Origin of the sequence: Burkholderia sp. Ax-1720 (genome assembly GCF_011753035.1) — a bacterium.
In the GTDB taxonomy this organism is placed as follows: domain Bacteria; phylum Pseudomonadota; class Gammaproteobacteria; order Burkholderiales; family Burkholderiaceae; genus Burkholderia; species Burkholderia gladioli.
Genome location: NZ_VWWK01000071.1, coordinates 1 through 14,895, shown reverse-complemented (window position 1 = coordinate 14,895; position 14,895 = coordinate 1). Strand labels below are relative to the sequence as shown.

Here is a 14,895-nt window from a genome sequence, read left to right as displayed (position 1 = left end):
CCTGCGCACGGACGAATCCGGACGACCAGGAACCGGACGCCGAGCGCACATGATCCACCCGCGAAACAGGCAGCCGATCCGGTATGCGGGGGGTAACTCGAAACCTGATGAACGAGGTAAACGGATGAAGCTCAAACTGGTGACGGCACTGACGATCACGGCGGTGATGCTGGCGGCATGCGGTGGCGATGATTCGACGACGACGGCGAGCTCGCCGCCGCCGGTCACGCCGCCCCCGGTCACGCCGCCGGCTGCGCCGCAGAAGGTCACGCAGCTGTTCGCGCAGACCAACGACGCGCAGAACGCGGTGCTGCATTTCGTGCGCAACGCGGACGGCACGCTGGCCGCGATGCCGAGCCTGGCGACCGGCGGCAAGGGCACCAATGGCGTCAACTACTTCATGGGCAACACGGTCGCGCCCGACGCGCTGACCAGCAACAACAGCCTGATCGTCTCGCCCGACGGCACGCGCCTGTTCGTGGCCAATGCCGGCGACAACACGGTCAGCGTGTTCTCGATCTCGGGCAGCACGCTGAGCCTGCTGGCGGTGTCGCCCACCGGCGGCACGCGGCCGACCTCGCTGGCGTTCTCGAACGGCGTGCTCTATGTCACGCACCAGCAGGGCGCGCAGGAACTGGGCGCCTATCGCGTCGGCGCCGACGGCAAGCTGAGCGCGATCGGCCAGTACGCGGTGGTGGTGCAGGACGCGCTGCCGACCCAGGTGTCGCTGAGCCCGGACGGCAAGTTCGTGATCGTCAACGGCTTCCTGCGCACCGTCACGCCGACCGCGCCGCTCAATACGCTGCTGGCCTTCCCGGTGCAGGCCGACGGCACGCTCGGCACGCCGGTGAACAGCACCTCGGCCGGCGTCGGTCCGTTCGGCGGCCGCTTCGGCACCGGCGCGCTGGCCTCCACCTACGTGGTGACCGACGCGCCGGGCGGCAGCGTGGAATCCTTCAGCTTCTCGGAGCCGAGCGGCAATTTCACCTCGACCGGCGCGCCCGTCACCGTGACCGGGCAGGCCGCGCCGTGCTGGATCTCGCTGACGCCGGACAACCGCTTCGCCTATATCGGCAACGGCAGCGGCGCGGTTTCGCTGTTCTCGATCGACGGCGCCGGCAAGCTCACCCTGGTCAATGCCTCGGCGGCCACCGAAACGCCGGTCGCGGGCCAGAGCTCGGCCTTCGCCAACGATTCCTGGGTCAGCCCGGACGGCAAGTTCCTCTACCAGGACTACGCCGGCGACGACAAGATCGTGGCCTACGCGATCGGTGCCAATGGCGCGCTGAGCAAGCTCGGGGAGCAACCCGCCAACACCCAGTCGAAGATCAGCCTGCAGGGTTTGACGGGGATCTGAGGCGGCGGCTGGCGTCGCCCGGACGAGGTTCAGGCCGCTGCGAAATCCACCGCGGCCTGCGCGTGCAGCGCGGTGGTATCGAACACCGGCAGCGGCGAATCGTGCTCCCCGATCAGCAGCGTGATCTCGGTGCAGCCGAGGATCACCGCCTGCGCGCCGCGCGCGGCCAGCCGGCCGATGATGGCCGCGTAGGCGGCGCGCGAGGCCGGCTCGATCAGGCCGTGGCACAGCTCCTCGTAGATCACGCGATGGACCGTGTCGCGATCCTCGGCGTCCGGCGTCAGCACCTCGATGCCGAAACGCTCGGCCAGCCGCGCCGCGTAGAACGGCAGCTCCATGGTGTAGCGCGTGCCGAGCAGGGCGACCCGCTCGACGCCGGCCGCGCGCAGCGCGGCGCCGGTCGGATCGGCGATATGCAGGAAGGGCAGCGTGAGCGCGCGCTCGATCGCGTCGGCTACGCGATGCATGGTGTTGGTGGTCAGCACCACCACGTCGGCGCCGGCCGCCTGCAATTGCCGCGCCGCGTCGGCCATGCGCGCGCCGAGCGCGTCCCAGTCCTGGGCGCGCTGCAGCGCCTCGATCTCGGCGAAATCGACCGTCACCATCACGCTCTTCGCGTTGTGGTGGCCGCCGTGACGCGCCTTCGAGGCGCGGTTGATCATCCGGTAGTATTCCGCCGACGATTCCCAGCTCATCCCGCCGATCAGGCCGATCGTCTTCATTCCGGTGTTCCTGTTGGTGATTGGGCTGGTCGAGTATAGGCGGCGAATCCGGCGCGCGGCGGTACACCTGGAAGCCCCAACGACCGGTACGGATCGAGCGATCCGACCGTGACGGTACGTCGAGCCGCCCGCACGGCACACGACGCAGGCACATGGCGGCGCACGCGGGGATTGATCGGGCGAAAGCGCCTGCCGTATGCTCTGCCGGACAGGCACGACGCGCGAGGCGATCCGTGCCGCCGATCGAATTCAGGGGATGGCGATGCTCCACTACGATTCCGCCCACTGGCTGGCCTTCCTGGGCATGGCCGTGCTGCTCAACCTCACGCCGGGGCCGGACCTGGCCTTCATGCTCGGCCATACCGTCAAGAGCGGCCGGCGCCACGGTTTCGCCGCGATGCTCGGGGTCTGGAGCGGCGCGCTGTTCCATGTGATGTGCGCCGCGATCGGCCTGTCGGCGATCCTCTACACCTCGGCCAGCCTGTTCCTGGTGGTGAAGTGGGTGGGCGTGATCTACCTGAGCTGGCTCGGCATCCAGGCGCTCCGGTCGAAGGCGGGCGCCTTCCGGCTCGACGAGCCGAGCCGCCGGCGCAGCCCCATGCAGGTGTTCCTGCAGGGCGTGCTGATCGACATCCTCAACCCCAAGGTCGCGATCTTCTTCCTGGCCCTGCTGCCGCAGTTCGTGGTGGCCGGCGCCGGGCCGGTGCCGCTGCAGCTCGGCCTGCACGGCGTGCTGATCATCGCGGTGGCGGCTGTGATCGAGCCGCCGCTGATCCTGTTCGGCGATCGCCTGGCGCAGCGTCTGCGCGCCAGCCGGCGCATGGCGGCCTGGATCGACCGCACGCTGGGCGCCTTCTTCCTCGGGCTCGCCACCAAGCTGGCCGTGTTCCGGCAATAAGGGCTGCATGGCGCGGCATCGCGATGCCGCGCGGCTGCTCCAACCCTTTATCTTTCCCAAGCGATCCCTCAACACGGCGACACTGTTTTTTTGTACAGTATCGTCACCTTGAAACTGCTCGCTGCCGCCCCCGCCATGGAATCCGCCGCGCCGCCCGCCCCGCCGGGCGGCGCGGCCGGGTTCGCGCGCAAGATCATCCACCTCGACTGCGACTGCTTCTACGCCTCGGTCGAGATGCGCGACGATCCCTCGCTGCGCGGCCGGCCGCTCGCGGTGGGCGGGCGGCCCGACCGGCGCGGCGTGATCGCCACCTGCAACTACGAGGCGCGGCGCTTCGGCGTGCATTCGGCGATGTCCTCGGCGCTGGCGGTGCGCAAGTGCCCCGAGCTGCTGATCCTGCCGCCCTCGATGGACAAGTACCGCATCGCCTCGCGCGCGATCATGGCGATCTATCGCGACTACACGCCCGAGGTCGAGCCGCTCTCGCTCGACGAGGCCTATCTCGACGTCAGCGGCACCGAGCGCTGCCAGGGCAGCGCCACCCTGATCGCGCGCGAGATCCGCGAGCGCGTGCGCGACACGGTCGGCGTGACGGTCTCGGCCGGGGTCGCGCCGAACAAGTTCATCGCCAAGATCGCCTCCGACTGGAACAAGCCCGACGGCCTGTTCGTGGTGCGCCCGCATCAGGTCGAGGCCTTCGTGGCGGCGCTGCCGGTGCGCAAGCTGTTCGGCGTGGGCCGGGTGACCGCCGCGCGGCTCGAACGGCTCGGCATCGAGACCTGCGCGCAGTTGCGCGACTGGTCGCTGTTCGACCTGCATCGCGAGTTCGGCGCCTTCGGCCGGCGCCTGCACGAGCTCTCGCGCGGCATCGACGAGCGGCGCGTGCATGCCGATCGCGAGCGCAAGTCGGTCAGCGTGGAGACCACCTATGTGGCCGATCTCGTCACGCCTGAGCAGTGCGCCGAGGAACTGCGCAAGCTGGTGGCCCAGCTCGACACGCGCATCGAGCGCACCCACTCGCGCAAGACCATCCGCAAGCTGTTCGTGAAGATCCGCTTCGCCGATTTCCAGCGCACCACGGTCGAGTGCGTGGCCGATCGCAGCGATGTGGATACGGCCGTCGCGCTGCTCGAGAAGGGCCTGGAGCGGCGGCGCCAGCCGGTGCGGCTGCTCGGCGTGGGCGTGAGGGTCGACGAGGACACGGCCGAGCGTCACGGCCAGATCGCCTTGTTCGACGACGACGAGGACCAGGCGCCCGAAGTTTTGGTCGAGGAGGGCGAGGAGGGCGACGGCGAAGGGGACGGCGCGCCTTCATGAAAAAACGGCATCCACGCGAAGTGGATGCCGTTGCCTGGGGATTCGACACGCGCCGGCGGCGGCCGGCGCGCGTCGATCAGGCGCCCTGCCGGCGCCTCAGTGCGGCTGCGTGCCGGCGGCCATGCCGTTGTGGCGCAGCAGCGCGTCGATCTCCGGCTCGCGGCCGCGGAAGGCCTTGAACGAGTCCATCGCCGGGCGGCTGCCGCCCACTTCGAGGATCTCGCGGCGATAGCGCGTGCCGGTGGCCGCGTCGAGCACCGTGCCGCTCGCCTTGGCCGCTTCCTCGAAGGCCGCGTAGGCGTCGGCCGACAGCACCTCGGCCCACTTGTAGCTGTAGTAGCCGGCCGCGTAACCGCCCGCGAAGATATGGCTGAAGGTGTTCGGCCAGCGCGAGAACGGCGCCTGCGGGATCACGTGGAAGCGCTCGTTGATCTCGCGCGCGAACTCCACCGCGTTGCTGGCGCCGGCCGGATCGAAATCGACGTGCAGCAGCATGTCGTACATCGAGAACACGATCTGGCGCAGCGTGCCCAGCCCGCTCTGGAAGTTCTTCGCGGCCAGCATCTTGTCGAACAGGGCGCGCGGCAGCGAGGCGCCGGTCTCGACGTGCGAGGACATCGAGGGCAGCACGTCCCATTCCCAGCAGAAGTTCTCCATGAACTGCGAGGGCAGCTCGACCGCATCCCATTCCACGCCGTTGATGCCCGACACGCCGAGCTCGTCGACGCGCGTGAGCATGTGGTGCAGGCCGTGGCCGAACTCGTGGAACAGCGTGATCACCTCGTCGTGCGTGAAGCAGGCCGGCTTGTCGCCGATCGGCGCCGAGAAGTTGCAGGTCAGGTAGGCCACCGGCGTCTGCAGGCCGGCCGCGCGTCGGGCGCGCGAGCGCGCGTCGTCCATCCAGGCGCCGCCGCGCTTGCCCTCGCGCGCGTAGAGATCGAGGTAGAACTGCGCGACCAGGCTGCCGTCGGCGTTCTCGACGCGGAAGAAGCGCACGTCGGGATGCCAGACCGGCGCCTCGTCGCGGCGGATCTTCACGCCGAACAGCGTCTCGGTGACGGTGAACAGGCCCTTCAGCACGGCCGGTTCCGGGAAGTACTGCTTGACCTCGTTTTCCGAGAACGCGTAGCGCTGCTCGCGCAGCTTCTCGGCCGCGTAGGCGACGTCCCAGGGCGCCAGCTCGCTCATGCCGAGCGTGCCGGCGGCGAAGGCGCGCAGCTCGTCCCAGTCGCGCTCGGCGTGCGGACGCGCGCGCACCGCCAGGTCCTCCAGGAAGGCCGTGACCTGGGCCGGCGACTCGGCCATCTTCGGCGCCAGCGACACTTCCGCGAAGTTCGCGTAGCCGAGCATCACGGCTTCCTCGCGACGCAGCGCGAGCGTCTCGGCCACCACCTTGGTGTTGTCCCATTCGGCCTTGCCGCCGCCGTATTGCGGGCCCAGTTCCGAGGCGCGCGTGACGTAGGCGCGGTACAGGGTCTCGCGCATCGCGCGGTTGTCGGCGTATTGCAGGACCGGGAAGTAGGAGGGGAAGTGCAGGGTGAACTTCCAGCCGGCCTTGTCCTCGCGCTGCGCGGCCTCGCGCGCGGCGGCGATCGCGTCGTCGGGCAGGCCGGCGAGCTGGTCTTCCGATTCGGCGTAGTAGGCGTAGCCGTTGGTGGCGTCGAGCACGTGGTCCGAGAAGGCCTTCGAGAGCGCGGCCTGCTGCTCCTGCAGCTCGGCGAAGCGCGGCTTCTGCGCTTCGGGCAGCTCGGCGCCGGACAGGCGGAAGTCGCGCAGCGAGTTGTCGAGGATCTTGCGGCGCTCGGCGCTCAGCGTGGCGTATTCGGCGCCGGCGGCGATCGCCTTGTACTTCTCGTAGAGCGCGAGGTTCTGGCCCACGCTCGACCAGAATTCGGTCACGCGCGGCAGGTTCTCGCCGTAGGTGGCGCGCAGCTCCGGCGTGTCGGCCACCGCGTTCAGGTGGCCGACGATGCCCCAGGCGCGGCCGAGCGGCTCGGTGACGCGCTCGACGGCTTCCACCACCTCGTTCCAGGTGGCGGGCGTGGCCGCGTCGGCGGCGCGGGCGACGGCGTCTTCCGCCTGTTCGAGCAGCGTATCGAGGGCGGGCGTCACGTGTTCGGGACGGATCTCGCCGAAGCGGGGCAGGCCGGAGAAATCGAGAAGCGGGTTGGCATTGGCGCTGACGGACATGGTGCTCCCTGCGGGGTCGGAATTCGGTTCAACGGGCGCGGCAGCGAGGCCGCGGCATGTCGACATTATTGGGGCGGTGTGGCCGGTTTCCAATCGGAAGTTTCTAACGAGGTGATTGGAGGGACGACGGGGCGCGCGGCGCGGGGGACGGCTGATCGGGGAAAAGCGGGGCGGGAAGACGGCGCGACGGGGAGGCGGCGGAAACGAGCAGGGGGGGGCGAAAAGCGGGAGCGAGAGTCGGGGAAGCGCCCCGCCGGCGGGTGGCGGGGCGGGCCGGGGAAGCCGGCCGAAGCCTGCGCGGCTCGACCGGGCCCCGGACGCTCAGGCCGCCGCGTCGGCTGCGCGTTCGGCGGCTTCGAGCGTGTTGATCAGCAGCATCGTGATCGTCATCGGGCCGACCCCGCCCGGCACCGGCGTGATGAAGCCGGCCACCTCGCGCAGGCCGTCGAAATCGACGTCGCCGCAGAGCTTGCCTGCCTCGTTGCGGTTCATGCCGACGTCGATCACCACCGCGCCTGGCTTGATCATGTCGGCGGTCAGCACGTTGCGCTTGCCGACCGCGGCCACCACCACGTCGGCCTGGCGCGTATGGGCGGCCAGGTCGCGGGTCTTGCTGTGGCAGATGGTGACCGTCGCGCCGGCCTCGAGCAGCAGCATCGCCATCGGCTTGCCGACGATGTTCGAGCGGCCGATCACCACCGCGTTGGCGCCGCTCAGGTCGATGCCGTGCGCCTCGAACATCTTCATCACGCCGTAGGGCGTGCAGGGGCGGAACAGCGGCTTGCCGGTCATCAGCGCGCCGGCATTGGCGACGTGGAAGCCGTCCACGTCCTTCTCGGGCGCGATCGCCTCGATCACCTTGTGGCTGTCGATATGGCCCGGCAGCGGCAGTTGCACCAGGATGCCGTGGATCTGCGGGTCGCGGTTCAGCGCGTCGATATGGGCCAGCAGGTCGGCTTCGGACAGCGTCGCCGGGTAGACGTCCTTCTTCGAATAGAAGCCGTTGTCCTCGCAGGCCTTGATCTTGTTGCGGACATAGACTTCGCTGGCCGGGTTGTCGCCGACCAGCACGACCGCGAGGCCGGGGCGATGGCCGCGCGCGCTCAGCGCGGCGGCGCGTTCGGCCGCTTGCGCGCGCAGGGTCTTCGAAAGGGCGTTGCCGTCGATCAGAGTGGCTGTCATGGTGGGATTCGATCCGAATAGGGAAAAGCCGGCGCGGCGGCCCGGCGGGGGCGCCGCTGCAAAGCACGGAATTATACCCATCGCCTGCCGGGACCCGACATCGATCCGGCGATGGGGCGCCATGACGGCGCGATGGATGGGGGCGAGCATGACGGACGGCGGGCGTCGTCACGGGCGGGGCATGGCCGCGCCGGGCCGTTCGAGCCAGCCAGACCGGCCGCGCGGGCGCCGAAAGCAAGGCCGCGGCATCCGCGCGGCGACCCGGGTCGCAACGCGGATGCCGCGGCGGTCCATCAAGCGGCAGGTCGGGAAGGCAAGCAGATCAACGCAAGCACCCCGGGATCACACGCCCCGCCAGCCCCGCGGCCGGGGCGCGACAGGGCGGCGCGTTACACGCTCAGGCCTGCTTCTTCGACAGCGCGAGACGCAGCAGGTCCGCGACCGTGTTGACGTTGAGCTTTTCCATGATGTTGGCGCGATGCGCCTCGACCGTCTTGATGCTGATGCCGAGATCGTCGGCGATCTGCTTGTTCAGGCGCCCGGCGATGATGCGCTCCAGCACCTGCTGCTCGCGCGCGGTCAGCTTGGACAGGCGCTCGCTGGCGGCGCGCTGCTCCTGGACGCTCTTGCTCTCGTTGCGGGCCTTGTCGAGCATGCGTTCGACCAGCTTGCGCAGCTCGGCCTCGTCGAAGGGCTTCTCGATGAAATCCATCGCGCCCTTCTTCATGGTCGAGACCGCCATCGGCACGTCGCCGTGACCCGTCACGAAGATGATCGGCAGCGCGGCGTTGTCGGCGATCAGGCGTTCCTGCAGTTCCAGGCCGCTCATGCCCGACATCCGCACGTCGAGGATCAGGCAGGCGATCTGGCCGGCCTGCTGGGCCGGTTGATAACCATCGAGAAACTGCTCGGCGCTCGAGAAGCATTGCACGCGATAGCCGTTCGCCTCCAGCAGCCAGCGCAGTGAATCGCGCACGGCCTCGTCATCGTCGACGACAAAGACGGTTTCCTGAGGGGTGGTGACAGGGCTATTCATATCTCTCCCGTAACAGTATGTGATGCCACGCCGCTGCGGCCGTGGTCCTCGGGTGCCCCGATGGGCAGGCTGCAATGGAACGTCGCGCCGGAAACGCGGCCGTCCGCCTCGATATTGTTGACGACCCAGAGCCGACCGCGGTGCGACTCGATGATCGAACGACAGATGTTGAGCCCCATGCCCATGCCGTCGGACTTGGTGCTGTAGAACGGTTCGAACAGGCGCTCGGCGGACGCTTCGTCCACGCCCGGGCCCTGGTCGATCACGCGGATGTCGACGAAGCCGGCCTCGATGTCGGCCACCACGCGGATCAGGCCGTCGGTGTTCGGATCCTTGACCTCGCCCATCGCCTCGGCCGCGTTCTTCATCAGGTTCATCAACACCTGCTCGATCAGCACGGGGTCGACATAAATGATAGGCATTCTCGCGCGAATTTCCGTGACGATCCGGATTCGCCGCTTGCGCGCCTCGATCTCGGCCAGGCCCACCGCGTCGGCCACGATGTCGGCCACCCGCGCGGCCTGGCGCTTGGGCTCGCTGCGCTTCACGAATTCGCGGATGCGCTTGACGATCATGCCGGCGCGCAGCGCCTGCTGGGCGGTCTTCTCGAGCGCGGGCAGCAGCGTCTCGGCGGTGCCGCGGCCGCTCTTGACCAGCGCCACGGTGCCCGAGCAGTAGTTGTTGATGGCCGCCAGCGGCTGGTTCAGCTCGTGCGCGATCGACGAGGCCATCTCGCCCATCGTCATCAGGCGGCTGGTGAACTGCAGCTTCTCTTCCTGCTGGTGGGCCAGTTCCTGGGCCTTCTTGCGGGTGGTGATGTCGGTGGCGATCTGCATCTGCGCCAGGTGGCCGTCCACCCACTGGATGTACTGGCGGCGCACCTCGAACCACTTCTGGATGCTCTCGACGTAGACTTCCTGCGCGTCGGCCGTGCTTTCGGTCAGCGCGGTGGCCGGCAGGCCGGCGAAGGCGTCGACCAGGTCGATCGAGTCGGAGGAGGCCTGGGTGCTGTCGAAGCCGCCGCCGGACAATTCCAGGTGGCCGTCGGGGCGGATCCCGAACAGATGGCGGTAGTAGCGGTTGGCGAACAGCAGCTCGGCCTCGTCGGCGGCCAGCACCGAAACCGCGGCGTCCAGGCTCTCCAGCACGGTGGTGAAGCGCTCGTGGGCGGCGGCCAGTTCCTCGCGGGCGCGCTTGGGCTCGGTGATGTCGGTCATCGACGACATCCAGCCGGTCTGGCGGCCCGAACTGTCGATCAGCGGCGAAACATAGAGCCGCGCATGGAACATCGAGGCGTCCTTGCGGCGCACCCGCAGCTCGAAGCCCGAGGAGGGCGCCTTGCCGCGCAGCGTCATGTCGAGCTGGCGCTGCATCTCGGGATAGGCGTCGCGCGGCCAGTAGGGGAAGGGCGCGGTCTTGCCGACCAGGTCGGCCTCGTCCCAGCCCGTCATGCGGCAGAAGGCCGGGTTCACGTGGGTGATGCGGCCGTGCATGTCCAGCACGCGCATGCCGATCAGCACCGAATTCTCCATCGCGCGCCGGAAGAAGGCTTCCGCGTACAGCGCCTGCTGCGCCTCGAAGCGCTGGCGGGTGTGCTTCCAGAGGCTCCACAGGCTCCAGAGCACGAAGCAGGACAGGCCCGCGACCAGCCAGACGAGCGTGTTGTTCGTCAGGTTCGTCATCTGCGGGTAGGCGTAGACGCGAACCGTCAGGCCCTGGCCGGGCGGGTCCAGCGGCAGGTCGTAATGGGCGTCGCGCGGCAGGCGCGGGCGCGAGGAGGTCGAGGCCAGCTCGCGGTTGTTGACGTCGGTGATCGAGATCTTGTACTTGGCCGACAGCTCGGGCGGGATGTCGTGCTTGAGGATGCCCTCGACCGAGAACACCGCGGCGATCGAGCCCAGGTATTCGCGGTCGCGCATCACCGGGGTCTGCAGCGTCACGAAGCCGTTGCCGAAATCGTCGTAGGCTATCGCCGCGTAGGCCTGCCGGCGCGTTTCCCTGGCGTCCGACCAGGCGCCGCGCACGATCTCGGCCAGTTGGGCGTCGTTCGGCTTGGCCAGGCGCTGGCCCAGCGCCGGGATCTGCATGTCCGGCCAGCGCGCGGCGCCGGGCGCGACATACCAGTTCAGGTAGAGGATCTCGGGATGCGCCTGCATCACGTCGCCGACGCCGGACTGGAAGCCGTGCTCGTCGACGCGGCCCAGCGCGATGTCGCGCGCGAAGGCCTGCAATTGCTCCTGGGCGCTCGTCATCGACAGGCGGATCTGCTGCTGCGCCCAGGCGACGTTGCGATAGAGGGTGTCTTCCTGCTGTTGTTGTTCGCGGCGGTTGAGGCTCCACAGGATGAGGCTCATCACCACCAGGAACACCAGGATCGACAGCAGCGGCGTCAACAGATAGGAATTGGACCACCACGGGCCGTGGTGCCAACGGGACGGCTGCGACTCGGCCGGCGCACCGGACGCTCGCGCCGAGCGTGCGAATAGCCGATCGGTCAACATGGCACGCATTGTAGCGCAGGGCCATGCGGACAAAACGGCGTCGCGCATTGTTGAACCGAAAGCGAAATTTGTCGCGGATGGGCCAAGCGGCCAGGGTGCAGCGCAGCAAAATTTCGTATTATGAGAAACAATCTCACAACTCGAAAATTTTGTTGCGCCCGCCCGCCGAGGGTCTTTACAATCCGCCGGAGCTTGCCGCAGCCGGCCGGAATCACGTCGTCTGCACGCAGCGCGATCCTCACACTCAGGACCCAGGAGACGAGTATGTCCGCTGTACCGAACGAAGTGATGAAGTATGTGGCCGCCGAGCACGACGAAGATGCCCAGGAAACCGTCGAATGGCTCGAAGCCCTGAACGGCGTGATCTCGTCCGTCGGTCCTGGCCGCGCGCACTACCTCATCGAGAAGCAGATCGAGTTCGCCCGCATGAACGGCGAACATCTGCCGTTCTCCGCGAACACCCCCTACATCAACACCATCCCGCTCGACCAGCAGGCCAAGAACCCGGGCGACCAGGATCTCGAGCACCGCATTCGTTCGTACACGCGCTGGAACGCGCTGGCGATGGTGCTGCGCGCCGGCAAGGACACCAACGTGGGCGGCCATATCGCCTCGTTCGCCTCGGCCGCGACCCTGTATGACGTCGGCTACAACCACTTCTGGCACGCGCCGTCCGCCGAGCACGGCGGCGACCTGGTGTTCGTGCAGGGCCATTCCTCGCCGGGCGTCTACTCGCGCGCCTTCCTGCTGGGCCGCCTGACGGAAGACCAGCTCGACAACTTCCGCCAGGAAGTGGGCGGCAACGGCATCTCCTCGTACCCGCATCCGTGGCTGATGCCGGACTTCTGGCAGTTCCCGACCGTCTCGATGGGCCTCGGCCCGATCATGGCGATCTACCAGGCCCGCTTCATGAAGTACATGGAAGCGCGCGGCATCGCCAAGACCCAGGGCCGCAAGGTCTGGGCCTTCCTCGGCGACGGCGAGACCGACGAGCCGGAATCGCTCGGCGCGATCGGCATGGCCAGCCGCGAGCGGCTGGACAACCTGGTGTTCGTGATCAACTGCAACCTGCAGCGCCTGGACGGCCCGGTGCGCGGCAACGGCAAGATCATCCAGGAACTGGAATCGGAATTCCGCGGCGCCGGCTGGAACGTCATCAAGGTGATCTGGGGCAGCCGCTGGGATGCGCTGTTCGCGCGCGACAAGAGCGGTGCCCTGATGCGCCGCATGATGGACGTGGTCGACGGCGAGTACCAGACCTACAAGTCGGAGTCGGGCGCCTACGTGCGCGAGCACTTCTTCAACACGCCGGAGCTGAAGGCGCTGGTCGCCGACTGGTCCGACGACGACATCTGGAACCTGAACCGCGGCGGCCACGATCCGCACAAGATCTACGCGGCGTTCCACGAGGCGAGCAACTCGAAGGGCTCGCCGACCGTGATCCTGGCCAAGACCATCAAGGGCTACGGCATGGGCGAGGCCGGCCAGGCCATGAACATCACGCACCAGCAGAAGAAGCTGCCGGTCGAGCAACTGAAGCGCTTCCGCGACCAGTTCCGCCTGCCGATCTCGGACGACGTGATCGGCGACGTGCCCTACCTGAAGTTCGAGGAAGGCTCGAAGGAACTCGAGTACATGCGCCAGCACCGCCAGGCGCTCGGCGGCTACCTGCCGCAGCGCCGCCAGAAGGCGGAATCGCTGCCGGTGCCGGCGCTCGAGGTGTTCGAGCCGCTGCTCAAGGGCACCGGCGAAGGCCGCGAGATCTCGACCACCATGTCCTTCGTGCGGATCCTGAACATCCTGCTCAAGGACAAGGCGCTGGGCAAGCGCGTGGTGCCGATCGTCCCGGACGAGTCGCGTACCTTCGGCATGGAAGGCCTGTTCCGCCAGATCGGCATCTGGAACCAGCAGGGCCAGAAGTACGTGCCGGAAGATTCCGACCAGCTGATGTTCTACAAGGAATCGGAAACCGGCCAGATCCTGCAGGAAGGCATCAACGAAGCGGGCGGCATGTGCGACTGGATCGCGGCGGCGACGTCGTATTCGACGCACAACGAGATCATGGTGCCGTTCTACATCTTCTACTCGATGTTCGGCTTCCAGCGTATCGGCGACCTGGCCTGGGCCGCCGGCGACATGCGTTCGCGCGGCTTCCTGCTGGGCGGCACCGCCGGCCGGACCACGCTGAACGGCGAAGGCCTGCAGCACGAGGACGGCCACTCGCTGCTGTGGGCGGCCTCGGTGCCGAACTGCGTCAGCTATGACCCGACCTTCGGCTACGAACTCGCGGTGATCATCCAGAACGGCCTGCAGCGCATGGTGGCCGACCAGGAAGACGTGTACTACTACATCACGGTGATGAACGAGAACTACGAGCACCCGGCGATCCCGCAGGGCGAGCACGTGGCGGCCGACATCATCAAGGGCATGTACGCGTTCAGGAAGGCCGAGGCCGACCAGAAGGCGCCGCGCGTGCAACTGCTGGGCGCGGGCACGATCTTCAACGAAGTGATCGCCGCCGCCGACCTGCTGAAGAACGACTGGGGCGTCGCCGCCGACCTCTGGAGCGTGCCGAGCTTCACCGAACTGGCCCGCGAAGGCCATGACGTCGAGCGCTGGAACCTGCTGAACCCGACCGAGGAGCGTCGCCTGTCGCATGTCCAGAAGCTGCTGAAGGACACGCAAGGCCCGGTGATCGCATCGACCGACTACGTGCGCGCGCTGGTCGACCAGATCCGCGGCCAGATCGACCGCCGCTTCGTGGTGCTCGGTACCGACGGCTACGGCCGTTCGGACACCCGCAAGGCGCTGCGCCACTTCTTCGAGGTGGACCGCTACTGGGTGACCGTCGCCGCGCTGAACGCGCTGGCCGACGAAGGCACGATCGACCGCAAGGTCGTGGCCGAGGCGATCAAGAAGTACGACCTCGATCCGTCCAAGCCCAATCCGATGACGGTTTAACGCAAACGTGCCATGTCATGCCGCGCACGCCGGTGACGGCGCGCGCGACCCAGGAGACAGATACAGATGAGTCAAGTGATCGAAGTGAAAGTGCCGGATATCGGCGATTTCAAGGAAATTCCCGTCATCGAGGTGCTGGTGAAGGCGGGCGATACGGTGGAGAAGGAGCAGTCGCTCGTCACGCTGGAATCGGACAAGGCCACCATGGACGTGCCGAGCTCGGAAGCCGGCGTGGTCAAGGAAGTGAAGGTCAAGGTGGGCGACAACGTGTCGGAAGGCACGCTGATCGTGATCCTCGAGGGCGGCGCGGGCGAGGCCAAGGCCGAAGCACCGAAGGCAGCCGAGGCGCCGAAGGCCGAAGCACCGGCCGCGGCTCCCGCCGCTGCGCCGGCTGCCGCTGGCGGCACGGTCGAGGTGAAGGTGCCGGACATCGGCGACTTCACGGACATCCCGGTCATCGAGATCGGCGTGAAGGTCGGCGACAAGGTCGAGAAGGAACAGTCGCTGGTCACGCTGGAATCGGACAAGGCCACCATGGACGTGCCGAGCCCGGCCGCTGGCGTGGTCAAGGAAATCAAGGTCAAGATCGGCGACAACGTCTCGGAAGGCACGCTGATCGTGCTGCTGGAAAGCGGTGAAGGCGCCGCGCCGGCCGCGGCCGCGCCGAAGGCCGAGGCAGCCAAGGCGGAAGCGCCCAAGGCCGCCGCGCCGGCCCAGGCCGAAGCGAAGCC

Annotated in this window: 11 protein-coding genes; 6 read left to right on the top strand and 5 right to left on the bottom strand. The window is 68.0% G+C overall.

The genetic code is table 11. The features are described 5' to 3' along the window. Positions 1 to 124: 124 nt before the first annotated feature. The gene (locus tag F3J18_RS20325) at positions 125 to 1,357 is read left to right on the top strand and encodes a beta-propeller fold lactonase family protein (RefSeq protein ID WP_166913857.1); all 1,233 of its coding nucleotides are present in this window, start codon (positions 125 to 127) and stop codon (positions 1,355 to 1,357) included. Positions 1,358 to 1,386: 29 nt separating this feature from the next. Here the strand turns inward: F3J18_RS20325 and F3J18_RS20320 are convergent, their stop codons facing one another. Beyond that, the gene (locus F3J18_RS20320) at positions 1,387 to 2,079 is read right to left on the bottom strand and encodes an aspartate/glutamate racemase family protein (protein ID WP_166913856.1); all 693 of its coding nucleotides are present in this window, start codon (positions 2,077 to 2,079) and stop codon (positions 1,387 to 1,389) included. 262 nt (positions 2,080 to 2,341) lie between these two features. Here F3J18_RS20320 and F3J18_RS20315 point away from each other — a divergent pair, with 262 nt between their 5' ends. Beyond that, a complete protein-coding gene (locus F3J18_RS20315) occupies positions 2,342 to 2,977 on the top strand; it encodes a LysE family translocator (RefSeq protein ID WP_166913854.1) in 636 nt (211 codons plus the stop codon). Positions 2,978 to 3,112: 135 nt separating this feature from the next. Beyond that, complete coding sequence (dinB, locus tag F3J18_RS20310; RefSeq protein ID WP_166913868.1) at positions 3,113 to 4,294, top strand: DNA polymerase IV; 1,182 nt, start codon at positions 3,113 to 3,115, stop codon at positions 4,292 to 4,294. A 96-nt stretch (positions 4,295 to 4,390) separates the two neighbouring features. On the opposite strand, the gene F3J18_RS20305 is transcribed toward dinB, so the two are convergent. The 4 genes from F3J18_RS20305 to fixL all read right to left on the bottom strand — a co-directional run bounded on the left by F3J18_RS20305 (position 4,391) and on the right by fixL (position 11,203). Further along, the gene (locus F3J18_RS20305) at positions 4,391 to 6,484 is read right to left on the bottom strand and encodes a M3 family metallopeptidase (RefSeq protein WP_166913852.1); all 2,094 of its coding nucleotides are present in this window, start codon (positions 6,482 to 6,484) and stop codon (positions 4,391 to 4,393) included. A 321-nt stretch (positions 6,485 to 6,805) separates the two neighbouring features. Continuing rightward, on the bottom strand, positions 6,806 to 7,666 hold the full coding sequence (folD, locus tag F3J18_RS20300; protein WP_013698750.1) for a bifunctional methylenetetrahydrofolate dehydrogenase/methenyltetrahydrofolate cyclohydrolase FolD: 861 nt from the start codon (positions 7,664 to 7,666) through the stop codon (positions 6,806 to 6,808). Positions 7,667 to 8,063: 397 nt separating this feature from the next. Next, positions 8,064 to 8,702 carry an oxygen response regulator transcription factor FixJ gene (gene fixJ, locus F3J18_RS20295; protein ID WP_025099856.1) on the bottom strand — a complete coding sequence of 213 codons (639 nt, stop codon included), beginning with the start codon at positions 8,700 to 8,702 and terminating at the stop codon, positions 8,064 to 8,066. Next, complete coding sequence (gene fixL / locus F3J18_RS20290; protein WP_025099857.1) at positions 8,699 to 11,203, bottom strand: oxygen sensor histidine kinase FixL; 2,505 nt, start codon at positions 11,201 to 11,203, stop codon at positions 8,699 to 8,701. The genes fixJ and fixL overlap by 4 nt, the downstream gene beginning before the upstream one ends. Here fixL and F3J18_RS38570 point away from each other — a divergent pair. From F3J18_RS38570 to F3J18_RS20280, 3 genes are all read left to right on the top strand, one after another. Continuing rightward, complete coding sequence (locus tag F3J18_RS38570) at positions 11,202 to 11,327, top strand: hypothetical protein (RefSeq protein ID WP_275691834.1); 126 nt, start codon at positions 11,202 to 11,204, stop codon at positions 11,325 to 11,327. The genes fixL and F3J18_RS38570 overlap by 2 nt on opposite strands. 140 nt (positions 11,328 to 11,467) lie before the next feature. Then, positions 11,468 to 14,164 (top strand): pyruvate dehydrogenase (acetyl-transferring), homodimeric type, encoded by a 2,697-nt coding sequence (gene aceE, locus F3J18_RS20285; RefSeq protein WP_013698747.1) that lies wholly within the window; start codon positions 11,468 to 11,470, stop codon positions 14,162 to 14,164. A 66-nt stretch (positions 14,165 to 14,230) separates the two neighbouring features. Then, a partial coding sequence (locus F3J18_RS20280; protein ID WP_345892525.1) for a biotin/lipoyl-containing protein occupies positions 14,231 to 14,895 on the top strand: 665 nt, incomplete at its 3' end.